Raw genomic sequence first — 26,514 nt, 5'->3', positions numbered from 1 at the left:
CTCATCGCGCGTCCGGCTAAGTGGCATGCCGAGTCGCGTGGATTGCGAACCCGCATTGAAGGAGACGGAAATGCCCAAAATGAAGACAAAATCGAGCGCCAAGAAGCGCTTTAAGGTTACCGCAAGCGGTAAGGTCAAAGCAGGTCAGGCCGGCAAGCGCCACGGCATGATCAAGCGTACCACCAAATTCATCCGTGATGCCCGCGGCACCACCACCCTGTCCAAGCCCGACGCAAAAACCGTCAAGGGCTACATGCCCTACGACCGTTAAGAGGAGATCTGAGATATGTCCCGCGTTAAAGGTGGTACCGTCACTCACGCCCGTCACAAGAAAGTCATCAAGGCTGCAAAAGGTTATTATGGCCGCCGCAAGAGCACCTTTAAGGTCGCGCGCCAGGCCGTCGATAAGGCCAACCAATATGCAACCCGTGACCGTAAGAACCGCAAGCGGAATTTCCGCGCATTGTGGATCCAGCGTATCAACGCCGCCGTCCGCAGCCACGACGAGGCGCTGACATATTCGCGTTTCATCAACGGTCTGAACCTGGCTGGTATCGAAGTCGACCGTAAGGTTCTGGCGGACCTGGCGGTTCACGAACCCGAAGCATTTGGTGCGATCGTGAAACAAGCTCAGGACGCTCTGGCAGCCTAAGCTGTTCAGCAACGAAAGATCTGAGACCCGTCGGAGCAATCCGGCGGGTTTTTTTTTGCGATACGGGGAGAAATCGGCAGAGTTCTCCTTAATTTTACCTAAATCTTCCGTAATTCTTTTTTAGTACTTTAACGGAAGCGCACATGGCTCGTATCAGTGAACTGCATTATTCAAACGCCTATGCCAATCGGTCTGGCGTGTCCGAATTCCTTGAGGTGGCCTTGTCCCCTGCGGATGATCCGGCGGATTTTACGGTGTCCTTTTACCAGGCCAACGGTCAGGTCGGGCTTGAGGTGCCGCTGACCCATCCGGATGTGCAGGTTTCCATCGATCCTGACAATGGTGAGGTGATCTTTGTCATCTCGGCGGATAACTTCAACATCCTGCTGACGGATCCTGATGGCGGGGGCTCCAACAATTATGAAGCCTATGCGCTGACCAATACAGCGACGCCCGAGGTGGTGGATTTTTATGACATTGGTGGCGGGACGCAGAATATCCAGGCGGTGGATGGTCTGGCAGCGGGGGCTGTGTCCGACAACCTACCGGTTCTGGTGGGGCCCAATGCGACCACGACGACACTGCAGTTCAATCAGCCCAATCCGGATCAGCTGGTCTATGACGATCTGGGGCCAGGCGATACCGGGATTGCCTGTTTCACCGCCGGGACCCTGGTTGACACCCCGTCCGGTCCACGCCGGGTCGAGGCGCTGCGGGCCGGTGACCGGGTGATGACACGCGATCACGGGTCGCAGGTTCTGCGTTGGGTGGGACAGACAACCGTGCGCGGACAAGGTGCGTTTGCGCCGGTGCGGATCGCCCAAGGCACGCTGGGGGCAGAGGTGGATCTGCGGGTCTCTCCGCAGCATCGGCTGCTGATAACGGGCTGGCAGGCCGAGCTGCATTTTGGCGTGGATGAAATTCTGGTGCCTGCCAAGGCGTTGATCGATGGTCGCGCCGTGACGCGCGCGCCGCAGGATCTGGTGACCTATGTGCATCTGCTGTTTGATACCCATCAGCTGGTGACCACCCATGGTCTGATCTCCGAAAGCTTCTTTCCCGGGGTGGAAGGCATGAAAGGCTGGTCCCATGACACGGCGGCCGAGATCTTTGCCCTGTTTCCGGGGCTGCGTGCGGGGCGGGCTGGATTTGGGGCCACGGCTCGCCCGGTGGCACGGGGGCGCGAGGCGGGTGTTTTGGTTGGAAGCTTGATGGGATCTGGCGCGCTACGCCTCTGTGCCTGAGGGCAGGCGGGGCTGCAGCATCACCGGCAGAAAGCGCAAGGCAAAGGCCAGAAAGGCCAGGATCCACAGGCTGGCTGACAGATGCAGCAATGGCGTGCTGAACAGGCCCAGGGCCGACAGGATCCGGCACACTCCAGACGCGACAATTGCAGTCAGATAGAACCACTCCACCGGTGTGGCGGTCAAAGCGCGGCCAGAATGGCCCAGGCTTGCGCGTGCCATCACCGTCAGCGTCATGGTGCCGATGGCGCCTGCGGTCCAGGCGTGCAGCCCCGCAACCGGGTCAACCTGATCGCTCAGCGCCGCAAGCCCTGTGAGGACACAGCCCAATGGCACAAAGCCATAGCCCATGTGCAGACCGCTGAGCAGAGGATCACGCAGGGTGCGCAGGCCTTGCCAGCGGCTCATCCGCCACAGGTGGGCGAGGCCCAACAGGATCATCGCGGCTCCGGTGGCGGCGTGATCGGGCAGGGCGCACCAAAGGAACAAAGTGGCGGTGCTGGTCATCAGAACTGCGCCATCGACCGGGCCGAACTCGGGCGGCTGCGGGGCTGAGATCTGGTGGCGGCGGATCCAGTTGCGGGTGAACAGCGGCACGATGCGCCCACCAATCAGGCTGATCAACAGGATCAAAACCGCCAGCCCAATGCGTGCACCCAGAGCGGTGTCCACTGGCGCTGCCTCTTGTGCGGCCAGAAGAAACAGGAGATTGGCCAGGGTGAACCCAGCACACAGCAGGATCACCGGCAGATTGCGCCAATTGCCGCCGCGCGTGACCTCATAGGCCGCAGTCAGGGTGAAGGTGACCGGAAAGGCGAGAGCCAACAGCGTGGTCACCGCCGCTGGTAGCCCAAGGGCTGCGATCACCGTCAGACGTCCCAGCAGCCAGACCAGAAACAGCCCGGCCAAAGGCCAGCCCGACACCGGCGCGCGCCCGGTCCAGGTGGGGATCGCCGTCAGCAGGAACCCAGCCAGAACCGCACCGCCATAGCCAAACAACAGCTCATGCACATGCCAATCCAGCGGGGTCCAGGCCGGTGACCATTCGGTGAACCCCGTCCAGAAAAGGACCCACAACAGCATGGAGGCGGCCGCCCAAAGGGCTGCGCCCAGAAACATCGGGCGAAACCCGGCAGAGAAAAACGGGATGGGGGCTGTCATATGCTGCGTGCTCCGGACGCCGGGATCTGAGCCTGCAACATATGCCCGATTTCAGCAGCGGCAATGGGACAGTTTGCCCGTGCCCCTCGTTGACTGTGGCCCCCGTTTGCCCGTGTCCGCAGTTGCCCGTGTGCTCGGCTGATCGCGCGCCTATTCCTCGGCGGGTTTGCTGCCCCGCAACAGGAGGCTGTAGGCCAGCAATGCCCCAACCGGGAAGATCGCCCAGGGGCCAGAAAAGCTCATGATATTGATGCCGATCAGGAAGACCATCAACAGCCAGATCCGCACCGGGATGGTTTTAAACGGGCGCAAACCCAAAGTGGTCTCCCCATGGCGGAAACAATAGAGAAAGGTCAAAACCCACAGGGGCCAGGCCACCCAAAAGCCGCCACCCGATATCACATTCAGCGCCACAGCACCGCCCACAAGCCCACCGATCCAGCGCCATTTGCGGATCTGGTCCGGGGTGAGCGGGCCAAAGGGGCGGTCTGAGAAACGGGCGGTGTTGGGGCCCTGGTCCGATCTGTCGTCTGACGCGCTGTTGTAGCTGTCGAAATTGTCGTTCCAGACCTGGGCGACTTTGCTGGGGCGTTTGCGCGGGGTGGGCTTGGCCTTGGGGCGGACCCGGTTGATCTGCGCGTCCTGAGCGCCAATGGAAATCCGATAGACGTCGATCTCCTCAGGCAGGTTTTTGGCCTGTTGTTCGCCCAGATATTCAAATCCGATGGTCAGCTTGTTGTGGACCTGTTCATAGACCTGGCGCGAGATCAGAATGCCGCCGGGTTCCGCCATGGCCTGCAGACGCGCGGCCAGGTTCACCCCTTCGCCGATCAGATCGTCGCCGTCACAGATTACATCCCCCAGGTGGATGCCGATGCGGAAATTCAGCCCGTTGTCTTCTGCGGCCAGATCCTGTTGCACGGCAATGGCGCAATGAACCGCCTCCACCACCGAGGGGAAATCGGCAATCAGCCCGTCGCCTGCAGTATTGGCGATGCGGCCTCCGTGGCGTTCGATCAAACGTTGAAACACGGCGCGGGCGGATTTCAGCGCGCCAAAGGTGCCAACCTCATCCGCTTCCATCGCGGTGCTGAACCGTTCGGCGTCTGCCGCCAAAATGGTGGTGAGCTTGCGCGTAATCTGGGCGGTCATAACGGATCCTCAAAAGGCGAGGGGAACAAGAATGTTCCAAAGATGGCGCGCGTAGCCCGCGCCTGCAAGGGTTCAGCGTTGTTTTTTCCGAGCACGGATGCACCCGGTACCGATCAAGGGCGGCGAAGCGGACACGTTCCGTCGAAGAAGGCGCAAATGGGATGCGGGATCCCCTTGCTTTCACGCGCGGCTATGATAGCAGGGCCTAAGCAGAATTCGGGGGACCGTCATGGACGATCTTAAGGCAAAATACCTGGGCCAGATTGCTGAGGCCGCAGATGAGGCCGGGCTGGAGGCGATCCGCCTCGCCGCAGTGGGCAAAAAGGGCGAAGTGGCGCTGAAGATGCGCGAACTGGGCAAGATGACCGCCGAGGAACGCCAGGTGGCGGGTCCGGCGCTGAATGCCCTGAAGGATGAGATCAATTCCGCACTGGCTGCCAAAAAATCCGCGCTGGCCGATGCAGCGCTGGACGAACGCCTGCGCTCGGAATGGCTGGATGTGACCCTGCCGACCCGCCCGCAGCGCCGCCAGGGCACACTGCACCCGATCAGCCAGGTCAGCGAAGAGATCACTGCGATCTTTGCAGAGCTTGGCTTTTCCGTTCAGGAAGGTCCGCGTATCGACACGGATTGGTATAACTTTGATGCGCTGAACATCCCCGGCCATCACCCCGCACGGGCCGAGATGGACACATTCTATATGAGCCGCGCGGAAGGCGATGATCGCCCGCCGCATGTGCTGCGCACCCATACCAGCCCCGTGCAGATCCGCTCGATGGAGAAACTGGGCGCGCCGTTGCGCATTATCTGTCCGGGCGGTGTGTACCGCGCCGATTACGACCAGACTCACACGCCGATGTTCCACCAGGTCGAAGGGCTTGCGCTGGACAAGGACATCTCCATGGCGAACCTGAAATGGGTGCTGGAAGAGTTTGTGAAGGCCTTCTTTGAGGTTGATGATGTGGAGCTGCGCTTCCGTGCCAGCCACTTCCCCTTCACCGAACCTTCTGCCGAAGTGGACATCCGCTGCTCCTGGGAAGGGGGCACGCTGAAAGTGGGCGAGGGCGATGACTGGCTTGAGGTTCTGGGCTCCGGTATGGTGCACCCCAAGGTGATCGCGGCCGGTGGGATTGACCCCGAGGTTTATCAAGGCTTTGCCTTTGGTATCGGGATCGACCGTCTGGCGATGCTGAAATACGGCATCCCTGACCTGCGCGCCTTCTTCGACAGCGACCTGCGCTGGCTGCGTCACTATGGTTTCCAATGTCTGGACCTGCCAACGCTGCATGGAGGTTTGAGCCGGTAAGTGTTTGCCTTTGGCTACTATCTCGCGCGTTACATCGATTGGTGTGATGCGCAAGTGAAGCGGTTGAAACTGTGGCAAGCCATCGCGATCGAAATGCTTGCGGTGGTACTTATTTTCTTGGTTGTAGAAAATGCGCCTGGCTGGCTGGCGGCCTTAGTGTTTGTGATACTTGTACCATCTCTGTGGGTGTTTGGTTTTGTGGCCCACCGCCATTTCAAACAGGTGTATGTGAAGAAGCGCACTGCTGAAAAGCAATTGCGTAAGAACCAAAATATGTTGAAGGGATTTCGCAAGTAGTGCGCTTAGCACAGGTGACAGGCCGGGCAGCGCCCGACCCTCCGCGTCAAACCTTTGGTTTGCGTTCGGCCAAACGGAGGGCGCTTTCGCACCCACCCAGGATCGGGCGCTGCCCTTTGTGGAGTGCACATAGGTTCGCATTTTCGCCGTTTTTAGGTGGCGACGGCTCCGCACTAACCCACATGTGAAGTGACTGTGCGCGCAAATCTTTTAGGGTCCGGGGCATGAGATACACCTTTGCCCTTTTGGCCGCTTTGGGCCTGATCACCGTTGCGCCACAGGCTGATGCCATGGGGCCGTGGAAGAAATCGGATTGCCATCTGGATCAGCCCTGTGAACTGGGGGCGCGATCCTATCATGTGATGGAGCCGGATGGTTGGGATGGTGAGACGCCCTTGCCGGTGTTGGTCCATTATCACGGCTGGGGGCGCAATGGCATCCATGCGCAGAAAAGCGACCGGATCGGGGCCTCGACCAAGCGGCGCGGTGTGTTGCTGGTGACCCCCAACAGCGTTGGGCGGGCCTGGAATTACTGGAGCCCCGACAGCACCGAGGTCGATTTCACCAATCTGGTGCTGGAAGATGTCGCCAAACACTATCCGGTTGATCTGGAGAAGATCTATGTCTCGGGCTACTCATTGGGGTCGGTGATGGCCTGGCGTTATGCCTGTGAAAGCGGCGACCATGTGGCGGCCTTGCTGGCGATTGCCGGGACGATGCGCACGGATGTGGAATGTGCTGAGGCCCCCCATGAGGTGCGCCATGTGCATGGGCTGGATGATAGCGTGATGGGGTTTCCGACCGGGCCCGGCAATGATCCGAGTTATGCCGTGGGCCTGTGGCGCGCGCGGCTGGGTTGTGGCGCGGGGCAGGACGGGGGCGACTGGCAGGTGCGCGAATTTCTGACCTTCCACCGTGAGGCCTGGGAGTGTGACGCGGGCAAGGTGGTGCTGGATCTGCACCCCGGCGGCCATTTTGTCCCCCATGGCTGGATCGGCCGGCAGCTGGACGAGCTTTTGGGTCTCACTCCCTCATATCCTTGAAGCTGGGGGACGACCAAGGCTTGCACCTTGGGCCAATCTTTGCCATTGCCTGCGGGAACACGCATGGCTTGCCAAGGGATCCTTGACCGATGAAATTCACGCTGTCCTGGCTGAAAGAACATCTCGACACCACCGCAACAGTGGATGAGATCTGTGACGCACTGACCGACCTCGGCCTTGAGGTCGAAGAGGTGGTGAACCCGGCGGACACGCTGAAAGCCTTTACTCTGGCCAAGATCGAAGCGGCTGAACAGCACCCCGATGCGGATCGTTTGCGGGTCTGCAAGGTGATCACCGATGAAGGCGAAAAGCAGATCGTCTGTGGCGCGCCAAACGCGCGTGCGGGTATTACGGTTGTTCTGTGTAAACCCGGTGATTATGTGCCGGGGCTGGATTTCACCCTGTCGGTGGGCAAGATCCGCGGCGTTGAAAGCCACGGGATGATGGCATCCTGGCGCGAATTGCAGCTGGGTGAGGATCACGACGGGATTGCCGAACTGGACAGCGGCGACGTGGGCGACAAACTGGTGGATTGGCTGGCCGCCAATGACCCGGCCAAAGTGGACCCGATGATCGAAATTGCGATCACCCCGAACCGCCCGGATGCGCTGGGGGTTTATGGCATTGCCCGCGATCTGGCGGCGCGGGGTCTGGGGGAGTTGAAATCCCGCGATTACAGCCCGTTGCCGGGCAAGTTCCCATGCCCGATCAAAGTGACCATTGACGACGACACGCTGGATGGGGCGCCGGTCTTTGCCGGTCGTGTGATCCGGGGCGTGAAAAACGGCCCCAGCCCGAAATGGCTGCAGGACCGGTTGACCGCCATTGGTCTGCGCCCGATTTCGGCGCTGGTGGACATCACCAATTTCTTCACCTTTGATCAGAACCGCCCGCTGCATGTGTTTGACGTGGCCAAGGTCGCGGGCAATCTGCGGGTGCACCGCGCCAAGGGCGGGGAAACCCTGCTGGCACTGGATGAGAAGGAATACACATTCTCTGCCGGGCAGATGGTGATTTCGGACGACAATGGTGTTGAAAGCATCGCTGGTATCATGGGCGGTGAGGTCACCGGCTGCACCGAGGAGACCGTTGACGTCTTCCTTGAAAGCGCGTTCTGGGATCATATCCAGATCGCGACCACAGGCCGTGCGCTCAAGATCAACTCGGATGCGCGGTATCGGTTTGAACGGGGCGTCGATCCGGAATTCACCGTCGAAGGGTTGGAACGCGCGTCGCAGATGATCCTGGATCTGTGTGGCGGCGAACCCTCTGAGATTGTGATTGCAGGCGACGTGCCAAATCACGCGCGTGCCTATGCGTTAAAGCCTGAGCGGGTGCAGTCCCTGGTGGGGATGGAGATCCCCGAAAGCGATCAGCGCCAGACCCTGACCCGTCTGGGTTTCCGTTTGGAGGGCAATCTGGCCCATGTGCCCAGCTGGCGCCCCGATGTGCAAGGGGAGGCCGATCTGGTGGAAGAGGTGGCGCGGATTGCGTCGCTGACCAAATTGCAGGGCAAGCCCTTGCCGCGTCTGACGCCGGGCATCCCCAAGCCGGTGATGACCCCGCAGCAGCGCCGCATGCAGATGGCGCGCCGGACCTCAGCTGCGTTGGGGTACAATGAGCTGGTGAGCTATACCTTTATCGACCAGGCCGCAGCGGCGCTGTTTGGCGGTGGCGATGATGTGACCAAACTGGCGAACCCGATTTCATCCGAGATGAGTCATATGCGCCCTGATCTCTTGCCGGGTCTGTTGCAGGCAGCCGCCCGCAACCAGGCGCGCGGCTTTATGGATCTTGCGCTGTTTGAAGCGGGTCCGGTGTTCCATGGCGGTGAGCCGGGTGAACAGCGCGAGCAGATCGCGGGCTTGTTGGTCGGTAAAAACGGTCCCAAGGATGTGCACGGTGCCTCGCGCGATGTGGATGTGTTTGACGCCAAAGCCGATATCGAGGCGGTGCTGAGCGCAATCGGCGCACCGGCCAAGGTGCAGATCCTGCGCGATGGCGACGCCTGGTGGCATCCGGGCCGTCACGGTCGCATCTGTCTGGGCCCGAAAAAGACGCTGGGCGTCTTTGGCGAGGTGCATCCCAAGGTTCTGGCAGAGCTGGGTATCAAAGGCGCAGCCGTGGCCTTTACCATCTGGCCCGAAGAAATCCCGCTGCCGCGTAAATCGGCCACCACCCGCGCGGCGCTGGACATCAGCGACCTGCAAGCGGTGGAGCGTGACTTTGCCTTTGTCGTGGATGCCGGTGTCGAGGCGCTGACGCTGGTCAATGCCGCGGCTGGTGCCGACAAGGCGCTGATCACGGATGTCCGCGTCTTTGATGAGTTCATTGGTGGGTCACTGGGCGAGGGCAAGAAATCCCTAGCCATCACGGTGCGCCTACAACCGACCGACAAGACGCTGAAAGAAAAGGACATTGAAGCGGTGAGTGAGAAGATCATCGCCAAAGTGACCAAAGCCACCGGCGGTGAGTTGCGTGGGTAATCTCCGCTGTATTTTCAGGTGAATAAAAAGCGCGCCCGGTTTTAGGGCGCGTTTTTCGTTCTGTGTCCCAGAACCTCGGCCATCACATCAAACACAAAGCGGATCTTGCGGCTGGTGTGCAATTCGCGATGAGTGGTGAGCCAGATCGGAAAGAGCACTGGTGTCATTTGTGGCAGAAGGCGAATCACACCAGGGGTGTTGTCTCCGGCCTCGGATGCCATCAGTGAGATGCCAAATCCCTGACGGACCAAATCCCAAGCAACCAGCCCATTGTGGGAGTTGAACCGAAAGTTTTTGGCCGTAAGCGAAATACCCAAGGGTTCTAGGAAATCGATAATCCGGCCCAGATCGCCAAATCCGATGAATTCATGCTGGCTGCAGTCAGCCAGTGTTTGTGGCGCACCATGCGCGTGGACATAGGTTTTGGCCGCATAAAGATTTGCCTGCGCGTCCTGAACCCGACGGGCAACCAGCTCAGGCTGTTCTGGGCGGACGTGGCGCAGGGCAATATCGGCCTCTCGCCGCATCAGATCTCGCAGGCCATTGTCGGCCACGATCTCGACCTGCAGCTGGGGCGAGCGGTCGGCCAGCACTTTGAGAACGCGGGGCAGGAGATAGACCGAAAAAATGTCGGAAGCGGTGATGCGGACCAAGCCTTCGATCTCTTGGCTTTGGCTGCTGGCGGTAAGGGTAAAGGCTTCAGCCGCTTGCCCCATCTGCTTCGCGTGGCCCAAAAGCTCATGCCCGGCCTCGGTTAGCAGCAAGGCCCGCCCCAGCCGTTCAAACAGCAGAACACCCAGCTGCTCTTCCAAGGCGGCCACCTGTCGCGACAGGGTCGGTTGGGTCAGCCCCAGCTGCCGGGCCGCCGCCGACAAGGATCCGGTGTCAGCGGTGGCGAGAAAGGCGCGGATATGGGTCCAGTCAGGTGCGGTCATACATCTGTGTATATGGGCTCTGCGGATTTAGGCAATTCATCTGTATTGGGAACCGCCTTAAGCTGCGGCCAACCAAGGAGTGTGTGTATGTCGGGTGATCAGAAATTCTGGGACAAAATTGCGGATCGATACGCGGCCAGCCCGGTGCGTGATCCGGCGGCTTATGCGCATACGCTGGACAGGGTGCGTGCACATTTGCGCAGCGATCACAGCGTGTTGGAGCTGGGGGCGGGCACTGGTTCCACGGCGGTCACATTGGCACCGGAGGTGGCCACGATCTGTGCCAGCGACCTTTCTCCTGCGATGATAGAGATCGCGAGGGGTCGCGCTGATGCGGCCGGGCTTGTGAATATGACCACGGCTGTGGGCGCTGTGTCGGCTGCGCCAGATGGTCCGTTTGATGTGGTTTTGGGGATGAACCTGTTTCATCTGCTGCCCGATCTGGATGCAGCCTTGGCAGATGTTGCGGCACGGGTCTGTGACGGCGGCTTGTTTATCTCTAAAACCCCCTGCCTTGGCGATATGGAGGGGTGGAAATGGCGCTTGATGCTTTTGGGCCTGCCCCTTGCGCAGCGCCTGGGCAAAGCGCCTTCGGTTGTGCAGAAATACACTGTCCTGCAGATGGATCAAGCTGTGGCGGCGGCCGGGTTTGAGATCATCGAGACCGGCAATTTCCCGGCCGATCCGCCAAGCCATTTTATTGTGGCCCGAAAACGATCCCCAGTGGCATGAGCTGCGCGCCTGCGCTAGGAGATTGGGGAGCATATGTATCCGCCCCGCAGGGGCATGGCACAAAGGACAGATCCCATGATGAGCGTTTATCTTTCCGGTGAGATCCACACAGACTGGCGTGAGCAGATCATTGACGGGGCCGAGGCGCTTGGCATCCATTTCAACGCCCCGGTTACCGATCATGACGCAAGCGATGATTGCGGCGTGGCGATCCTGGGCGGCGAAGACAGCAAATTCTGGCACGATCATAAGGGTGCCAAAATCAACGCCATCCGTACCCGCAAAGGCATCGAAGAGGCGGATGTGGTTGTGGTCCGCTTTGGTGAGAAATACAAACAATGGAATGCAGCTTTTGATGCCGGCTATGCAGCGGCCCTGGGCAAATCGATCATCGTGTTGAGCCCGCCGGAACATCAGCATGCGCTCAAAGAAGTGCATGCGGCGGCGCTGGCTGTGGCCGAAACACCGGCGCAAGTGGTTGAGATCCTCACTTATGTGGTCGAGGGCACATTGCCCAAGTGAACCAGTGGCCATGACCCCGCCTGAGATTCGCTCCGACCGGTTGATCCTGCGCGGCCACGGGCTGGCGGATTATGGTGATGTGCTGCGGGTCTGGTCCGATCCGCAGGTGGTGAAACATATCAGCGGCGTGCCGGATACGGCGGAAACCGCCTGGGCCAAGCTGATGTTCCACATGGGTCACTGGACCGCCCTTGGCTTTGGCTATTGGGCGGTCACAGCGCGGGATGGTGGCTATTTGGGGATGGTAGGCTTCTGTGTGCTGCCGCGCCTGTCAGAACCGCCGCTGAAATCCCTGCTAACCTCTGACCCGATCGAGGCCGGATGGGCCTTTGCCCCGGGGGCGCAGGGGCAGGGCTTTGCAACCGAGGCGATGACAGCTGCACTGACTTGGGCGGACCAGCAGCCTTGGCCGGAAACGGTCGCGCTTATTGTAGATGACCATGCTGCCTCCCACCGTTTGGCAGCGCGGCTTGGCTACAAGGCCTGCGGCGATGTTTCTTACAAAGGGCGCGCCAACACCCTGCTGCAACGCCCGCGGGCCCGAACGCGCACTTCACCACACACCTGACGTCCTTTGGTTCGCGCAACCCGCGCCAGAAAGGACCCGCGCCCTGTCGCAGACAGGGCGCCATGCCCAACTGTAGCGGGCCCCGGCAGGGGCCCAGAACAGGCGGGAGCGCTTGCGATTGAGCCGCGCGATCAGCCTTTTTTCAACGCGTCGCGGATCTCAAGCAGAACATCCAGCTCGCTTGGACCCTTGGGGGTTTCTTCGGCAGGCTCGTCCTGTTTCTCCATCGCCTCTTTGGCCTTGTTCACGGACCGCACCAGCATAAAGACCACAAAGGCGATGATCAGAAAATTCAGCACCGCCATGCCAAAGGCGCCATAGGCAAACACCGCAGCCCCCGCTTCGCGCGCCGCCTCCAGCGATGCGTAGTCGCCGTCGCCCGACAGCACAAAGAAATTATTGGTGAAATCCACGCCGCCGGTGAACAGGCCAATGATCGGGTTGACCAGATCATCCACCATGGATTTGACAATTGCCGTAAAGGCCGCGCCGATAATAATGCCGACGGCCATGTCCATAACATTGCCGCGGGCAATGAAGGATTTGAACTCGCTAAACATGTGACTTCCCCTTGTTCTGTCGTCGCGCGCATTGGCGCGTTCTGGTCTTTTTGGCTGTCCCAAAAGATAGCCAAAAGTAAGGGGGCTTTGCACCACCTGTAAACGGTATTCAACTTTTACGTTTGGGGAAAGAAAGAGCGTTTTGCGCAGCCATTGTCGGAAAGACCGCCGTCGGCTGCGCAAAACGCCCAAGTTGCACACCCCCGGACATGAAAGGGGGTGCGCAGGAGTGTTTATTGAATGGCGCTCTCGGCTGAGATCACATCCAGACCCAGGGCTTCGCCTACGGCCGCATAGGTCAGCTTGCCCGAATGGACGTTCAGACCGTTCAACAGATGCGGATCATCGGCGCAGGCTTTTTTCCAGCCTTTGTCAGCCAGGTTCAGCAGGAAGGGCAGGGTTGCATTGCCCAACGCCAGGGTTGACGTGCGCGCAACGGCGCCAGGCATATTGGCCACGCAATAATGCATGATGCCGTCGACCTCATAAATCGGATCCGCGTGGGTGGTCGCTTTGGAGGTTTCAAAGCAGCCGCCCTGGTCGATGGCAACATCCACCAGAACTGCGCCCGGTTTCATTTCAGACAGATCCGCGCGCGAGACCAGTTTCGGCGCAGCCGCGCCGGGGATCAGAACCGCACCAATGACCATATCCGCGTCCCGCACCAGCTCGGCAGTCGCGCCGGCGGTGGCGTAGCGGTTTTTGAAATCACGGCCAAAGACGTCATCCAGATATTTCAAACGGTTCAGCGAGCGGTCCAGCACGGTGACATCCGCACCCATGCCTGCGGCGACTTTGGCTGCGTGGGTGCCAACAACACCGCCGCCGATTACCACAACCTTGGCCGGGGCCACACCAGGCACGCCGCCCATCAGAACGCCACGGCCGCCGTTGGCCTTTTGCAGCGTATAGGCGCCAACCTGCGGAGCCAGACGACCTGCAACTTCGGACATCGGAGCCAGCAGAGGCAGGCCACCGCGGGCATCGGTCACGGTTTCATAGGCAATGGCGGTGCAGCCCGAATTCAGCAGATCATGGGTTTGATCCGGGTCGGGGGCCAGGTGCAGGTAGGTATACAGCAGCTGACCTTCGCGCAGCATCTTGCGCTCAATCGCCTGGGGTTCTTTGACCTTTACGATCATGTCAGCGGTGGCAAAAATTTCTTCGGCCGTGTCCAGAATGGCCGCACCGGCCGCCTGGTAGTCCGCATCTGCAAACCCAGCGCCAAGGCCGGCACCTTGTTGGATATACACCGTATGGCCGTGGTTGACGGCTTCACGGGCGGCGTCCGGGGTCATCCCAACCCGGAATTCCTGTGGTTTGATCTCGGTCGGGCATCCAATTTTCATGGCAACTCTCCTAAGCGCTCATTTTTATTCCCAATGCATTCAGCATGCCGGAGGTGCGACAAAATGTGCTGCCTTTGTGGTTCTGTTTACAAACCAGGCATGGTGGAATATTCGAAGAATAAGCGGTCTTAGCGGGAGGATCTTCGACAAATGGCCTTGGATGAAACAGATCGTAGGATTCTGAAGGTCCTGCAAGACCGGGGGCGGATTTCCAATGCTGACCTGTCTGAGGAGGTGAACCTGTCGCAATCTGCTTGCCACCGGCGCGTACAGCGGTTGGAGAATGAGGATTATATCCGGAAATATGTCGCCCTTCTGGATGCGCGCAAACTGCAGGTGCCGACCACGGTCTTTGTCGAAATCACCTTGTCGGGTCAGGCAGATGAAGTCCTGGATGCGTTTGAGCGCGGGGTTGCCTTGATCCCGGACGTGTTGGAATGTCATTTGATGGCCGGTACGGCGGATTATATATTGAAAGTTGTCGCGGAAAACACCGAAGACTTTGCCCGCATCCACCGCCAGTATTTGGCCCGGCTGCCGGGGGTGGCGCAGATGCAAAGCTCTTTTGCCTTGCGCACGGTGTTCAAGACGACGGCGCTGCCTGTTTAGGGGGCCGCCGGTGCCGGGCAGGTGGAATTGAGGCCGAATGCCGGTTGAGCTTTCAACCTTTGCATGTTCTATTTGTGGTTCTGGATGTGAGCGGTGTGCCAAGCTGCTGTTTTTTCACCCGTTGACATGAAACGATCATATGGGAGCGCTATGGCCTCATATGTGAAGAGTATTCAAAAAGGAGATCCCCGTGACCGGCGAGATGGACACAAAATCCCTGGATTGGCTGGAAGCTGAACTGCAGGACACGCTGGATGAGGATTTCGAGATCGAGTTTGCCGAGCCCATGCTGTCCATGGAGCTGCGCAAGATCTACAGGGCGCAGCATCCTGAGATGTTGGATCGCAAGGTCTATTTCCAAAACCTTCTGCGCCTGCAGGCGGAGTTGATCAAGGTGCAGGACTGGGTGCAGCATACCGGCGCCAAGGTCTGCATCCTGTTTGAAGGCCGCGACAGCGCGGGCAAAGGGGGGGTGATCAAGCGGATCACCCAACGTCTGAACCCACGTGTTGCGCGTGTTGTGGCCCTGCCGGCACCCAGCCGTCGCGAACAGAGCCAATGGTATTTCCAACGCTATGTGCCGCATCTGCCGGCCGCCGGTGAAATCGTGCTGTTTGACCGGTCGTGGTACAACCGCGCAGGTGTGGAACGGGTGATGGGCTTTGCCTCGGACGACCAGGTGGAACAATTCTTTCAGGACGTTCCGGAATTTGAGCGCATGTTGACCCGCTCGGGCATCATTGTGCTGAAATACTGGTTCTCGATCACCGACGAAGAACAGCAGTTGCGATTCTTGATGCGGATCCATGATCCGATGAAACAGTGGAAATTGTCACCGATGGATCTGGAAAGCCGGATCCGTTGGGAGCAATACACCAAGGCCAAGGAAGAGATGTTTGAACGCACCAACATCCCCGAAGCGCCCTGGTTCATTGTGGAAGGCAACGACAAGAAGCGCGAGCGTCTGAACTGTATTGAACATTTGCTGACCAAGATCCCCTATGAGGATGTGCCCAGCGAAAAGGTCAACCTGCCGGATCGGGAATATAATCCTGATTACGAACGCCGGGTGCTGCCGGACGAGCTGCACGTGCCCAAGATCTATTGATCTGGCATTGATCGAAAAAAAGGCCCGGCCATTGGCCGGGCTTTGCAGTTGTGGACAGGTCAGAAGACGCATGAACGACCTGTCCGGGGCGTGAGGGTGAACCTCCCGCCTGAGGGCTTGTGTGCTTGGGGGCAAAAGGGCCCGCAGGCGGGGAAGTTCAGAGAGGTCCCGGTGTCGGGACGCTCGGGTGTATGGGGCCATGCTGCTTGAGGGACGTGATCAGCACATGGACCGTCGTGCCGCAGGGCACGAAACCGTTAGAAGAGAAAGTCTGACGATTCGAGGTCGCTCAACTCGGTGTTTCTGATAATCAGCCGGTCGCCATCATCATCGGTGATGCGCAGGTGACCATTGGCCAGTTCTGTTGCGTGGTTGTTCACCAGGTCGGTGAAGCTGTTGATGCCATTGGCCGCGCTCAGATCGATAAAGTCATCGACGCCGCCGCGGTTGAAGTCAGCGACCCTGTCCGCCCCCTCAGAGAACACAAAGGTGTCCTGGCCGTTGCCGCCAACCAGCAGATCATTGCCTGCGCCCCCGTCCAGGGTGTCGTTGCCGTTTTGACCTTTGAGGATGTCGCGGTCGTTGCCGCCAGACAAGCTGTCGTAACCTGCGCCGCCAAACAGCCGGTCCAGACCGTCACCACCCGACAGGTTGTCGCTGTGACGTCCGCCGATCAAACGGTCCGCTCCGTCATTGCCAATCAGGTCGTCGCGACCATCGCCACCGCGGATGGTATCATTGCCGTCTGATCCGGTACCAAAATCCCGTCCCGCAAGCAGGTTCAGCTCACCCGCTGTGTCCAAGGTGATATTGTCGTTGCCATTTGTTCCGGTCGTGGGGGCATCCGGCGTTGGCTCGGGATCGGCTGGGACCGGGTCAGCGGGCGCTGGATCCTGAGGTGCAGGATCTGATGGCGCCGGGTCTGTGCCTGTGCCCTCATCCAGTTGCAGGTCGGCGGATGTGCGGGCAAAGTTCTGGGTGACCATGACGGCGTTGAAGCCGTTGAATTCACCCAATTCGATGCCAATTCCGATCACGGTGACATTCGGGTCCAGAATATTGGCACGGTGGCCGGGGCTGTTCATCAATGCATTGTGGAGGTTGATGACATCATCCTCCAGACCGGGTGCACCGCGTTCGCTTTGCCATGCGATGTTTTCACTCCAGCGCCAGTTGCCGGAAAACACAAAGCCGGCATCGGCCATCCGATCGCCCGCAGAAGATCCCCCTTCACCGGTATGGGAAAACACGTCCTGCTCCAACATCCAGGTGCTGTGGTCTTCGGCTGAATCGTTCAGGCGCAGTTCCAGCTGCACGGGTGACAGCCCGTTTGCAGCACGCTCTGCGTTGATCAGCTCCAGCATCTGACGCTCAAGGGCGCTTGCTTCGCTCATAGGTAAGTCTCCTAGGTTGCCTCTTTGCTGAGGTCCTTTCGTTAACCTCTACGATGGGAATATCGCGGAAATAGGGCACGGCGCTTGTGAGATATTTAAATTCGTAAAGAACCGGTAAATCTCTGCCTGCACCCTGTGTCGGTGTCGGCATAGATTTGCCTTTGCCAAAGGTAGAGGCCTTTTTGAGCGTGAAAACGCCGATTTGTTTTCAGAAAACGAGTATTTTTGCGCTCACTTTGCGATACGTGAGCGAAGATGAGATTCGTAAAACACGTGGCGATTTGTGTAAATATGGCGAGTTTCAGGCGAATTGAGGCAGTTGTTTGGGAGACCTGCCCATTTGGATGGGCGAAAATTAAGAGAGATTACCCGGTTGTTTCCGCCAAGACGCGCGACCGGGAGCAAAAACAAACCCCCGAAGCCAGGGGCTGCGGGGGTCGTTATACTTTACAGCATCCAGAACCAAGCTGGAGAGGCGCCGCTGGGACCGGTCCTGCCGGTCCTCGGGCCACAGAAAGATGCTTAGAGCATGCCTTCGCGCTGGGCTTTCTTGCGTGCCAGTTTACGGGCACGACGGATCGCTTCAGCTTTCTCACGCGCTTTTTTCTCGGACGGCTTTTCGAAATGTTGCTTGAGCTTCATTTCGCGGAAGACGCCTTCGCGCTGCAGCTTTTTCTTCAGGGCACGAAGCGCCTGATCGACGTTATTGTCGCGAACACTAACCTGCATGTGGTTGTCACCACCTTTCTAGATATGAGTTGCAAGGAAATTGCAGGAGGTGGCGATATAGCAAGATGATGTTACCTTGTCTAGTGCGGGGCGAGCGAGTCCTGATATGTACAACGCAAGAGTCAGGGAGATTGGTATGACAGAAGCGGATCAGGACGCGGTAAAGGCCAAATTGTTGGAGGCTGCCGTGATGCATGTGCCGTTTGACGGGTGGAGCGAAGCGAGCTTTCAGGCCGCGATTCGCGATGCGGATGTTGCGGCCCCGCTGGCGCGGATGGCCTGTCCGCGCGGTGCGGTGGATCTGGCGCTGGCCTATCATGCGGCCGGGGATCGCGCCATGGTCGCGCGCCTTGCGGCGGCAGATCTGGAGGGTCTGCGGTTTCGGGACAAGATCGCGCAAGCCGTGCGGTTTCGCCTGGAAGCGGTTGAGGACAAAGAGCTGGTGCGCCGTGGGACCACTTTGTTTTCCTTGCCGCATCACGCCGGAGACGGCGCGCGGGCGATCTGGGGTACCTGTGATGCGATCTGGGATGCCTTGGGTGACACGTCAGAGGATGTGAATTGGTACAGCAAACGCGCCACCCTGTCGGGGGTCTATTCGGCGACGGTGCTTTATTGGTTGGGGGATGACAGTATGGACCATCAGGCGACCTGGGAGTTTCTGGAGCGGCGCATTGATGACGTGATGCTGCTTGAGAAGGTCAAAGCAGGGGTGCAGAAAAACCCGTTGCTGAAGCCTTTGCTGGCGGGACCCAATTGGCTGGCCAGTCAGATCAAGAAACCAGGGACGCGGGATGATCTGCCTGGAACGCGCGGCTGAGCGCGCAGGAACGGCGCCGTGCGCCGGCCTTCGGCGAGAGTATTTTTGAAAAGATGAAAGCGGGTGGCCGGATCGCAGCTGTGCGGTTTGGCTGGCGTTTTATGTAGGAACAGAGAAGGGCAGGTCATGACAGAGATGATGCGAGCGGTGGAGATTGCTGAGCCGGGCGGGCCAGAGGTGTTGAAGCTGTGTGAACGGCCGGTGCCAGTGGCGGCGGTGGGTCAGGTTGTGATCAAAGTCGCTTTTGCCGGGGTGAACCGGCCGGATGCGTTGCAGCGTGCTGGATCTTATGCGCCGCCACCGGATGCGAGCGATTTGCCGGGGCTGGAGGCCGCAGGGGAGATTGTCGCGGTGGACGCTGGGGTCAGTGGGTTGTCTGTGGGCGATCAGGTTTGTGCCCTGCTGCCGGGGGGCGGTTATGCGGAATATGTGGCAACGCCTGCGGCCCATTGTTTGCCGGTTCCAATGGGAATGGACCTCAAACAGGCGGCGTGTTTGCCGGAGACGTTTTTCACGGTTTGGAGCAATGTGTTTCAGCGGGGTGGTTTGAAGGCTGGCGAGCGGTTTTTGGTCCATGGGGGAACGTCTGGGATTGGCACAACAGCGATCCAGCTGGCGCGGGCCTTTGGGGCGCGGGTTTTTGCAACCGCTGGATCGGATGAGAAGTGTCAGGCCTGTCTGGACCTTGGGGCAGAGCGGGCGGTGAATTATCGCACGGATGACTTTGTGGAGGTGATGCGCCGAGAAGGGGGGGCGAATGTGATCCTGGATATGGTCGGCGGAGACTATATCCCGCGTAACATCAAAGCGCTGGCGGATGATGGGCGACTGGTTCAGATTGCGTTCTTGTCCGGTCCCAAAGTGGCGGTGAATTTTGCGCATGTGATGATGCGGCGTCTGACGATTACGGGGTCAACTTTGCGTCCGCAAAGCGATCTGGCAAAGGCGGAGATCGCGGAGGCATTGCGACACAGCGTCTGGCCGTTGTTGGCGGCAGGGCGGATTGGACCCGTAATGGACGAGTGTTTTGAACTGGCGGATGCGGCCAAAGCCCATGCGCGTATGGAAAGTTCTGCCCATATTGGCAAGCTTGTTTTGAAGGTGGCGGGCTAAAGTCGGCTGCGGGTCTTATGTCACAGGAGGGGTGTTGTTCCGATAGGAGCAAGAGCGCCGCGGGAGCGGTGGCAGGGCGCTGATGCGCCCGGCCACCGCTCCCGCGGCGCGCCCGCCTTTGGCGGGCGGGTGCCACTTAAAACGGGGCGGCAGGCGACTGTCAGACCACTAAGCGGCGGTACAGATGCCATGTGGCGTGGCCCAGGACGGGTACAACCAGAATGAGCCCTGCAAAGAAGGGGATCGACCCCAACACAAGCGCAAAGCCCACGATAAATCCCCATGTAAAGGTCACCCGCAGGTTTCCGCGTACGGCGCGCAGGGATGTGACCACTGCAACAGGCAGGCCTACACGGCGATCCAGTAGCAGCGGGAAAGAGATCAGCGCGGTTGCAAAGCCCACAAAAGCAAAGCAAGCGCCAACTGCCATGCCGGAGATGGCCATCAAGCGGCCTTCTGGGGTCATCACCACATCTCTTAGGAAAAGCGCCAGGCTGTCCGGTGTCTCTGGCCCCATCGTGTGCAGAAAGATCATATTAGCGGCCACGAGCCAAAGAATGAAAAGCGCTGCCAGAAATAGCGCCAGTGTTAGAACGGGCAAAAAGGCGGGTGAGCGGATCACGTTCAGCGCGTCGCTCCATTTGGCCTGAAACCCTGCCTCGCGCCGGGCGGACATTTCATAAAGGCCAACGGCGGCAGCTGGGCCCACGATGGCAAAACCCAGGATCATGGGCACCAGGAGCGGAAACAGCTGCTCGGATGTGGCGGCGGCAACCATGGCCATGCCGATCAGCGGGTAGAGAAACACAATGAACATTGCGTCACTGCGGCAGGCGGCAAAATCCTGCAAACCCAGCTTGAGCGCCGCTTTGAGATCCTGCATTGCCAATCGTCGGATTTCGGGCACTTCGGTTGAGCGCGATCGAATCTGATCCACCGATCCGCCCAGATGCTGTCCGGCCTCGCCAAATTGTTTTGCCAGCCAGCTGGCTGGATTGCCAATTGTATGCGCCATCACTTTCCCCTCCTGAGTAAAAACGTCCTCCACAACGTGCTGCCGCGGTGGCCACTCAGAGATCACAAGAGCAATGGCGGCCAAAGGGGCAGCTCTGCCATCAGTGTAGCATAAAATAGAGTTTCAAGCGCTCACAGCTGCGACAGGGTTCTGTGATGTCATCGCCCTGCGTTATTCGATCGGGGTAAAACGCGCATCTTTAAGCGTGCAATCCCGGATCGTGTCGCGGCCACAGGGCACTGGGTCCAGGTCCCGCGACAAGCAGATGCGCGCTTCTTGGATGTAGCCGTCGCGGCAGGTGATGGTGAGGCTGTCGCGCGACAGGTCTGGATTCTCCTTGAGAAAGGCGTCTTCGATCACCGAGGCGGGCAGGGACACGGGTTTGTCCAATTTGCGAAACACGGCGGGGCGGGTCACAGCGTCATAGGCTTTGCGGGAGAGGTCAAAGTAACCTTGGGCCGAAAGGCCCGAACAGCTGCCGTGTTTCTTCCACTGGTGCCAGGCCAGGCCTGAAGTGCCCATGATATCAGCCATCTCGGCCGTCATGCGCCGGGTTGGGGCTGGGGTATTGCTGCGGCAATAGCTGGGCCAGCCGCGATGGTATTGGGGCCAGAGCCCATGCAGGGTCCAGCCATGATCCTGGCGGGGATCACATTGTTCGGACCCTTTGGCCTTGCCTTCCACTGCGCACCAATTTGGCGACCAGCTGAGGGCGAGCACATAATAGTCAAATCGCCCTGACTGATACTCTTGGGCGGAAATTGGGGCTGCGGCGGCCATAAAACCGGATAAAATGACATAAAACAGGAAACGCATTGACCTCTTTCCTTATGAACTGAAGGCGACTATATAGAGCATAAGTTCCCCGACAACGGCAACCTGTCCCCATCAGCGGGACCGCCTCTTTCAGGCGACGGGAAAGCTATATCCGGGGATAAGGCACGCGTGAAGGAGAAGACGCATGGCAAAACCGTTGATGGCCAAGGCGACCGCCGTGTGGCTGGTGGACAATACGATGATCAGCTTCAAGCAGATCGGCGATTTCGTGGGCATGCATGAGCTGGAGATCCAGGGCATTGCAGATGGCGAAGTGGCCGTGGGCGTAAAGGGCTTTGACCCGGTTGCAAACAATCAGCTGACCCAGGAAGAGATCGACAAGGCAGAGGCCAGCCCGATGCACAAGCTGCGCCTGAAGTTCAACCCGGCTGCTGCAGGCGAAGAAAAGCGCCGTGGCCCGCGCTATACCCCGCTGTCCAAACGTCAGGACCGTCCGAATTCGATCCTGTGGCTGGTGAAATTCCACCCGGAACTGAGCGATGGTCAAATCGCAAAGCTGGTGGGCACCACCAAGCCGACCATCCAGTCGATCCGTGAGCGGACCCATTGGAACATCTCCAATATGCAGCCGATTGATCCGGTTGCGCTCGGCCTGTGTAAGCAATCCGAGCTGGACGCGGTTGTTCAGAAAGCGGCAGCGGCCAAGGCGGCCGAAGGTGGCGTGATGAGCGATGACGAGCGCCGCAAGCTGGTGTCAACCGAGCAATCGCTGGAGATGGATGCAGAACCCAAGATGCCAAGCGGCATCGAAGGGCTTGAGGCCTTTACTCTGGGTGGGAACCCGGCGGATGATAAGCCCAAGGAAGAAGATCCGATTGTGGATGCAGACAGCTTCTTTAACCTGCCATCCGGCGGTGAGGACGATGAAGACGAAGAAGAAGGCCGGTTTTAATCCGGTCTTTTGACCGGCTCTTTTGCACTTCTATTAAAACATCAAAGCCGCAGCATGAGAATGCTGCGGCTTCTTTTGCGGATTGGCGTGTGCGAGTTTGCTTGGGGGCTAAACGGCAACATCATCCGCAAAAAACAGAATGTGACAATCTTTTAAATAGCGGCCAAAAGCGCAAAGACAAGAAAACACATCTAATATATGCAATGTATCGGCTCTACCATCGCGAGAGTTGCATGTCACATCACAAATTTGCTATATTTTGAGTTGAGTGCTCTGCCCCGCTTGTTTCCCATGTGGTGTCGGCCCGCCAGCGCAGTTGTGTCCAGAAAATCGAAATTCCAATGGGCCAATTCGCCTGAGTGTACGCGGTACAATCGGGCTTTTGCCATGCGCGTGTCGACAGATGTATGACAAGGATGACTGCGAAAGTCGCCGCAGCTACATCAGGCGCAGACTGAGGAAGAGTAAAGTGAGCCAATACAGCGCAACACAGGACAGAAACAATACTGCACCGTCTTTGGTAGACTTGCGCAGCGACACGGTTACGCGCCCGGATCCCGCGATGCGCGCGGCTATGGCGGCTGCCGAAGTTGGCGATGATGTCTATGGCGAGGATCCCACTGTCACGCGGCTTGAAGCGGTTCTGGCAGAGCGGCTGGGCAAGGACGCAGGCCTGTTTCTGCCCTCGGGGACGCAAAGCAATTTGATCGCGCTATTGTCGCATTGCGGACGCGGCGAAGAGGTGATCACGGGTCGGGATTACCACATCTTCAAGTATGAGGCTGGCGGGGCTTCGGTTTTGGGCGGCTGTATGTTTGACCCTTTGACCGTTGCCCCGGACGGCGGATTGGAGGCCGAAGATGTCGCCGCCGCCATCAAGGAGGATGATCCGCATCATCCGGTCAGTCGCCTGCTGTCTTTGGAAAACACCCACAATGGCAAAGCGGTTCCGCTTCCGCGCTGTACGGCTGCGACTGAGGCTGCGCGGCAAGCGGGTCTGTCCACCCATCTGGACGGCGCGCGATTTTTTAATGCAAGTATTGCGCTGCAATGTGGCGAGCAGGCTTTGGCGGCGCCGTTTGATACGGTCTCAATTTGCCTGTCCAAAGGGTTGGGCGCGCCGGTGGGATCCGTGCTGGTGGGGGAGGCCGATCTGCTGGCCAAAGCGCGCCGCCTGCGCAAGATGCTTGGCGGTGGCATGCGGCAGGCGGGAGTTTTGGCAGCAGCAGGGCTTTATGCGCTGGACCATAACGTGAGCCGCTTGGCCGAGGATCATATGCGGGCCCAGACTTTGGCCGAGGCTTTGACCCGCGCGGGTGTGGGAGATGTTGCGTTTGGCACAAATATGATCTTTTGGACCCCGATGGAGGATACGCGGTCAGAACTTGTAAACCGCTTGCTGGATGCGGGGGTGACGTTGAATGTTCCGGCAACGGGTCCTATCCGCATGGTTCTGCACAAGGACGTCACGGAATCGGATTTTGAAGCTCTGCTGCAAGTTATCCAAGGTGTTTGATTGGAGGCTGAGGCCAGCGTCATTCGCCCAATCCAAAGCTCTCCCGCCCGTCGTCGGCAATCACAGATTGCTGTCCTCCCGTTGGGCGTAGCGCCGCGCCGAAGGCGCGGCGCTACGCCCAAGGTTTCACGGGGGTCTGGCCAAAGGCCAGGGCATTGTTGAAAGCGCGGGAGCACTTCTCCGATTCTTGCCGAAGCAAGTGCAGCGCTTGAAGTCAATTGCGTGCCGCAGACGAGCTGGCCTTACACCGCTTTGCGCGAATTCAGCGCCGCTGTAATTGTGCCTTCATCCAGGTAGTCGAGCTCCCCGCCAATCGGCACCCCTTGGGCGAGGGAGGTCAGGGTCACGCCGGACGGCAAGTGATCCATAATGTAATGGGCCGTTGTTTGCCCATCTATGGTGGCGTCCAGCGCCAGAATGACTTCATGCACACTTTCGCTGGCCATTCGGTCCACCAGCTGTGGAATGCGCAGGTCATCGGGTCCCACACCATCGAGCGCAGACAAAGTGCCGCCGAGCACATGGTAGCGTCCTTTAAACGAGCCAGCCCGTTCGATGGCCCAAAGGTCCGAGACATCTTCGACCACGCAAAGCTCTCCATTGCCGCGGGCCTCGTCGGCGCAGATCGGGCAAATGTCAGATGTGCTGATGTTTCCGCAATTGAGGCAGCTGCGCGCGCTGGCTGCCACTTCCTGCATTGCGTTTGCCAAAGGGGTTAGCAGCAGGTCTTTTTTGCGGATCAAATGCAGGACCGCGCGCCGGGAGGAGCGGGGGCCAAGGCCTGGCAGCTTTGCCAGAAGCGCAATCAGATGTTCGATCTCAGCAAGGGTGTTTTGCGACACGGGGCGTATGGTGTCCTTGGGTGTGAGGGGCCTGTGGGTATTGTCCACAATCACAAAGTCGCAGCAAGGGAAATGTTCGAGTTTTGTTTCCCTTGCCGGATGGGTATTGTGCCATCGGTTTTGTGCAACCGATACCGCAAAGAGCCTTAAAACGGCAGCTTCATATCCGCGGGCAGACCCATGCTTTCGGACAGCTTTTTCATCTCGTCCTGGGCTTTTTGAGCCGCTTTCCCTTGCGCGTCTTTGACCGCTGCGAGGATCAGGTCCTCGACCACTTCCTTGTCATCGCCCGAGAAAATCGAGGGATCAATATCCAGCGCGGTCAGCTCGCCCTTGGCGGTTGCAGTGGCTTTGACCAGCCCTGCGCCTGCTTCGCCGGTCACGGTGAGATTGGCCAGGTCATCCTGCATCTCAGCCATTTTAGTTTGCATTTCTTGGGCTTTTTTCATCATCCCGGCCATATCGCCGAGAGCACCGAGGCCTTTGAACATCGCGGTCTCCTTGTCCTGTCCATGTTGCATGGGGTCATGCGCTGAGGCTTTAGATACGGAGCCTTTGGGGCTTCGGCAAGGGGCGCAGGGCGACCCAATTGGTTGATTAGGGGGCGCTGCCCCCAGTGTTCGCCCCTTTTGGGGCTCACCCCCCGAAGTATTTTTGAAAAGATGAAAAGGCGATGTCGTCTGGTCTTAGTCGTAGGCGGCGGTGACGATCATCTCAACTTTGAGTTCTGGTCGGGCCAGTTTCGCTTCGCCGCAGGCACGGGCCGGGGCGTGGCCTTCGGGGACCCAGGCGTCCCAGACTGCGTTCATCTCGGCAAAGTCTGCCATGTCGGCCAGCCAGATGACCACTTGCAGCATTTGCTCTTTGGAGGATCCGGCTTCTTCGAGCAGGGCCTCGATCCGGCGGATGCATTCGCGGGTTTGATCAGCCACGCTGTCGTCAGCATTGCCAACCTGACCGCAGAGGTAGGCGGTGCCATTGTGCTTGACGATTTTGCTCATCCGTTGACCGGTGTGAAGGCGTTTGATCATAGGGCTTCTTTCTTTGCAAAGCTGTGCGTGTGTGCGGCGTTATTCTTCAAACGGATCCCATTCATCCTCGACCTCTGGGAGGGCGTCGGCCTGAACCTCAGCCTCCAGTTCTTGGGAGGTGCGGATGCGTTTGATTTTGGCTTTTGGGAAGGCAGCCAGCACGGCCTGTACCAAGGGATGGGCGGAGGCTTCGGCCTTGAGCGCGTTGTCCGCGGCGTCGCGGACTTCGGCGATTGTTTGCGCCGCACAGCCTGCCACGATGGTGACCACCCAGCGGTTGCCTGTCCAGTTCTGCAAGGCGGTGCCCAGACGGGCGGCCAGGTCGCGGGGGGCGGTGTCTGACGGGGTAAATTCGATCCGACCGGGTTGATAGGCTGCCAAACGCACGCCGCCTTCAACCTCAACCAACAATTTGACGTCTCGGTGTTTGCGCACCAGTTCGACCACATGTTCAAAGGTTGGATAGCGGGCCAAGGCCAGGTTGGTTTGCGGGGCCACAGCGGTGCGTGTGGTTGCCCCGCCTTGCGCCATCGTGGGAGCGCCATTTGGTCCACTACCGGGAGAGCCTTGCGGCGCGGCTGAGGCGTAAGCCGAAGCCGCG

At 59.2% G+C, this 26,514-nt stretch carries 28 protein-coding genes and 1 pseudogene; 16 read left to right on the top strand and 13 right to left on the bottom strand.

The genetic code is table 11. The features are described from left to right. Positions 1 to 70: 70 nt before the first annotated feature. The 3 genes from rpmI (at position 71) to GFB49_RS18450 (ending at position 1,896) form a co-directional block, all read left to right on the top strand. Positions 71 to 271: a 50S ribosomal protein L35 gene (gene rpmI, locus GFB49_RS18460; RefSeq protein WP_153217419.1), complete on the top strand. Its 201-nt coding sequence runs from the start codon at positions 71 to 73 to the stop codon at positions 269 to 271. 15 nt (positions 272 to 286) lie between these two features. Beyond that, positions 287 to 652, top strand: coding sequence for a 50S ribosomal protein L20 (gene rplT / locus GFB49_RS18455; RefSeq protein ID WP_153217418.1), 366 nt, complete (start codon positions 287 to 289; stop codon positions 650 to 652). Positions 653 to 795: 143 nt separating this feature from the next. Next, positions 796 to 1,896 carry a Hint domain-containing protein gene (locus GFB49_RS18450; RefSeq protein ID WP_153217417.1) on the top strand — a complete coding sequence of 367 codons (1,101 nt, stop codon included), beginning with the start codon at positions 796 to 798 and terminating at the stop codon, positions 1,894 to 1,896. On the opposite strand, the gene GFB49_RS18445 is transcribed toward GFB49_RS18450, so the two are convergent. Together GFB49_RS18445 and GFB49_RS18440 are read right to left on the bottom strand one after the other, a co-directional pair. After that, positions 1,879 to 3,057: an NnrS family protein gene (locus tag GFB49_RS18445; RefSeq protein ID WP_153217416.1), complete on the bottom strand. Its 1,179-nt coding sequence runs from the start codon at positions 3,055 to 3,057 to the stop codon at positions 1,879 to 1,881. The genes GFB49_RS18450 and GFB49_RS18445 overlap by 18 nt on opposite strands. Positions 3,058 to 3,207: 150 nt before the next feature. Continuing rightward, on the bottom strand, positions 3,208 to 4,209 hold the full coding sequence (locus tag GFB49_RS18440; RefSeq protein ID WP_153217415.1) for an adenylate/guanylate cyclase domain-containing protein: 1,002 nt from the start codon (positions 4,207 to 4,209) through the stop codon (positions 3,208 to 3,210). Positions 4,210 to 4,438: 229 nt separating this feature from the next. Between GFB49_RS18440 and pheS the strand changes: the two genes are divergently transcribed. From pheS to pheT, 4 genes are all read left to right on the top strand, one after another. Then, entirely contained in the window at positions 4,439 to 5,515 is a 1,077-nt protein-coding gene (gene pheS, locus GFB49_RS18435; RefSeq protein ID WP_153217414.1) for a phenylalanine--tRNA ligase subunit alpha, read from the top strand. Beyond that, positions 5,516 to 5,812 (top strand): hypothetical protein, encoded by a 297-nt coding sequence (locus GFB49_RS18430; RefSeq protein WP_153217413.1) that lies wholly within the window; start codon positions 5,516 to 5,518, stop codon positions 5,810 to 5,812. Between the two features lie 224 nt (positions 5,813 to 6,036). Continuing rightward, positions 6,037 to 6,855: a CE1 family esterase gene (locus tag GFB49_RS18425; protein ID WP_153217412.1), complete on the top strand. Its 819-nt coding sequence runs from the start codon at positions 6,037 to 6,039 to the stop codon at positions 6,853 to 6,855. A gap of 89 nt (positions 6,856 to 6,944) precedes the next feature. Then, entirely contained in the window at positions 6,945 to 9,341 is a 2,397-nt protein-coding gene (gene pheT / locus GFB49_RS18420; protein ID WP_153217411.1) for a phenylalanine--tRNA ligase subunit beta, read from the top strand. Positions 9,342 to 9,382: 41 nt separating this feature from the next. Here the strand turns inward: pheT and GFB49_RS18415 are convergent, their stop codons facing one another. After that, positions 9,383 to 10,276: a LysR family transcriptional regulator gene (locus GFB49_RS18415; RefSeq protein WP_153217410.1), complete on the bottom strand. Its 894-nt coding sequence runs from the start codon at positions 10,274 to 10,276 to the stop codon at positions 9,383 to 9,385. 87 nt (positions 10,277 to 10,363) lie between these two features. Between GFB49_RS18415 and GFB49_RS18410 the strand changes: the two genes are divergently transcribed. The 3 genes from GFB49_RS18410 to GFB49_RS18400 all read left to right on the top strand — a co-directional run bounded on the left by GFB49_RS18410 (position 10,364) and on the right by GFB49_RS18400 (position 12,098). Continuing rightward, on the top strand, positions 10,364 to 11,008 hold the full coding sequence (locus tag GFB49_RS18410; protein WP_153217409.1) for a class I SAM-dependent methyltransferase: 645 nt from the start codon (positions 10,364 to 10,366) through the stop codon (positions 11,006 to 11,008). 75 nt (positions 11,009 to 11,083) lie between these two features. Further along, entirely contained in the window at positions 11,084 to 11,530 is a 447-nt protein-coding gene (locus tag GFB49_RS18405) for a YtoQ family protein (protein WP_153217408.1), read from the top strand. 10 nt (positions 11,531 to 11,540) lie between these two features. Beyond that, complete coding sequence (locus GFB49_RS18400) at positions 11,541 to 12,098, top strand: GNAT family N-acetyltransferase (protein ID WP_153217407.1); 558 nt, start codon at positions 11,541 to 11,543, stop codon at positions 12,096 to 12,098. A 131-nt stretch (positions 12,099 to 12,229) separates the two neighbouring features. Here the strand turns inward: GFB49_RS18400 and mscL are convergent, their stop codons facing one another. Together mscL and ald are read right to left on the bottom strand one after the other, a co-directional pair. Continuing rightward, complete coding sequence (mscL, locus tag GFB49_RS18395) at positions 12,230 to 12,658, bottom strand: large conductance mechanosensitive channel protein MscL (RefSeq protein ID WP_153217406.1); 429 nt, start codon at positions 12,656 to 12,658, stop codon at positions 12,230 to 12,232. A gap of 233 nt (positions 12,659 to 12,891) precedes the next feature. After that, on the bottom strand, positions 12,892 to 14,007 hold the full coding sequence (gene ald / locus GFB49_RS18390) for an alanine dehydrogenase (protein ID WP_153217405.1): 1,116 nt from the start codon (positions 14,005 to 14,007) through the stop codon (positions 12,892 to 12,894). A gap of 150 nt (positions 14,008 to 14,157) precedes the next feature. On the opposite strand from ald, the gene GFB49_RS18385 reads away from it, so the two are divergent. Further along, complete coding sequence (locus GFB49_RS18385) at positions 14,158 to 14,616, top strand: Lrp/AsnC family transcriptional regulator (RefSeq protein WP_153217404.1); 459 nt, start codon at positions 14,158 to 14,160, stop codon at positions 14,614 to 14,616. A gap of 202 nt (positions 14,617 to 14,818) precedes the next feature. Further along, a complete protein-coding gene (ppk2, locus tag GFB49_RS18380) occupies positions 14,819 to 15,724 on the top strand; it encodes a polyphosphate kinase 2 (RefSeq protein ID WP_153217491.1) in 906 nt (301 codons plus the stop codon). Positions 15,725 to 15,981: 257 nt separating this feature from the next. Here the strand turns inward: ppk2 and GFB49_RS18375 are convergent, their stop codons facing one another. Together GFB49_RS18375 and rpsU are read right to left on the bottom strand one after the other, a co-directional pair. Then, positions 15,982 to 17,118 carry a CAP domain-containing protein gene (locus tag GFB49_RS18375; protein ID WP_153217403.1) on the bottom strand — a complete coding sequence of 379 codons (1,137 nt, stop codon included), beginning with the start codon at positions 17,116 to 17,118 and terminating at the stop codon, positions 15,982 to 15,984. 522 nt (positions 17,119 to 17,640) lie between these two features. Next, entirely contained in the window at positions 17,641 to 17,847 is a 207-nt protein-coding gene (rpsU, locus tag GFB49_RS18370) for a 30S ribosomal protein S21 (protein WP_008207378.1), read from the bottom strand. Positions 17,848 to 17,983: 136 nt separating this feature from the next. Here rpsU and GFB49_RS18365 point away from each other — a divergent pair, with 136 nt between their 5' ends. Further along, positions 17,984 to 18,667 (top strand): COQ9 family protein, encoded by a 684-nt coding sequence (locus tag GFB49_RS18365; RefSeq protein ID WP_153217402.1) that lies wholly within the window; start codon positions 17,984 to 17,986, stop codon positions 18,665 to 18,667. Positions 18,668 to 18,793: 126 nt separating this feature from the next. Then, positions 18,794 to 19,780, top strand: a complete 987-nt coding sequence (locus tag GFB49_RS18360) for an NAD(P)H-quinone oxidoreductase (RefSeq protein ID WP_153217401.1) — start codon at positions 18,794 to 18,796, stop codon at positions 19,778 to 19,780. A gap of 160 nt (positions 19,781 to 19,940) precedes the next feature. On the opposite strand, the gene GFB49_RS18355 is transcribed toward GFB49_RS18360, so the two are convergent. Together GFB49_RS18355 and GFB49_RS18350 are read right to left on the bottom strand one after the other, a co-directional pair. After that, positions 19,941 to 20,795, bottom strand: a complete 855-nt coding sequence (locus tag GFB49_RS18355) for a DUF2189 domain-containing protein (RefSeq protein ID WP_153217400.1) — start codon at positions 20,793 to 20,795, stop codon at positions 19,941 to 19,943. A gap of 171 nt (positions 20,796 to 20,966) precedes the next feature. After that, positions 20,967 to 21,575: a ribonuclease T2 family protein gene (locus GFB49_RS18350; protein WP_425505245.1), complete on the bottom strand. Its 609-nt coding sequence runs from the start codon at positions 21,573 to 21,575 to the stop codon at positions 20,967 to 20,969. Positions 21,576 to 21,756: 181 nt separating this feature from the next. On the opposite strand from GFB49_RS18350, the gene GFB49_RS18345 reads away from it, so the two are divergent. Next, positions 21,757 to 22,524 (top strand): DUF1013 domain-containing protein, encoded by a 768-nt coding sequence (locus GFB49_RS18345; RefSeq protein ID WP_153217398.1) that lies wholly within the window; start codon positions 21,757 to 21,759, stop codon positions 22,522 to 22,524. A gap of 469 nt (positions 22,525 to 22,993) precedes the next feature. Next, a complete protein-coding gene (gene ltaE / locus GFB49_RS18340; RefSeq protein WP_343032634.1) occupies positions 22,994 to 24,040 on the top strand; it encodes a low-specificity L-threonine aldolase in 1,047 nt (348 codons plus the stop codon). 242 nt (positions 24,041 to 24,282) lie between these two features. Here ltaE and recR read toward each other — a convergent pair whose 3' ends face one another. The 4 genes and pseudogenes from recR to GFB49_RS18320 all read right to left on the bottom strand — a co-directional run. Beyond that, the gene (gene recR, locus GFB49_RS18335; protein ID WP_343032633.1) at positions 24,283 to 24,882 is read right to left on the bottom strand and encodes a recombination mediator RecR; all 600 of its coding nucleotides are present in this window, start codon (positions 24,880 to 24,882) and stop codon (positions 24,283 to 24,285) included. A 146-nt stretch (positions 24,883 to 25,028) separates the two neighbouring features. Continuing rightward, complete coding sequence (locus tag GFB49_RS18330; RefSeq protein WP_153217396.1) at positions 25,029 to 25,373, bottom strand: YbaB/EbfC family nucleoid-associated protein; 345 nt, start codon at positions 25,371 to 25,373, stop codon at positions 25,029 to 25,031. A gap of 195 nt (positions 25,374 to 25,568) precedes the next feature. Continuing rightward, the gene (locus tag GFB49_RS18325; RefSeq protein ID WP_153217395.1) at positions 25,569 to 25,913 is read right to left on the bottom strand and encodes a RidA family protein; all 345 of its coding nucleotides are present in this window, start codon (positions 25,911 to 25,913) and stop codon (positions 25,569 to 25,571) included. A gap of 39 nt (positions 25,914 to 25,952) precedes the next feature. Then, positions 25,953 to 26,514 (bottom strand): annotated as a pseudogene (locus tag GFB49_RS18320) (DNA polymerase III subunit gamma/tau); the annotation flags it as partial.

Origin of the sequence: Tritonibacter litoralis (assembly GCF_009496005.1) — a bacterium.
Lineage (GTDB): Bacteria > Pseudomonadota > Alphaproteobacteria > Rhodobacterales > Rhodobacteraceae > Epibacterium > Epibacterium litoralis.
The sequence above is the reverse complement of the archived record's forward strand: the minus strand, read 5'-3'. Positions and strand labels throughout refer to the sequence as shown.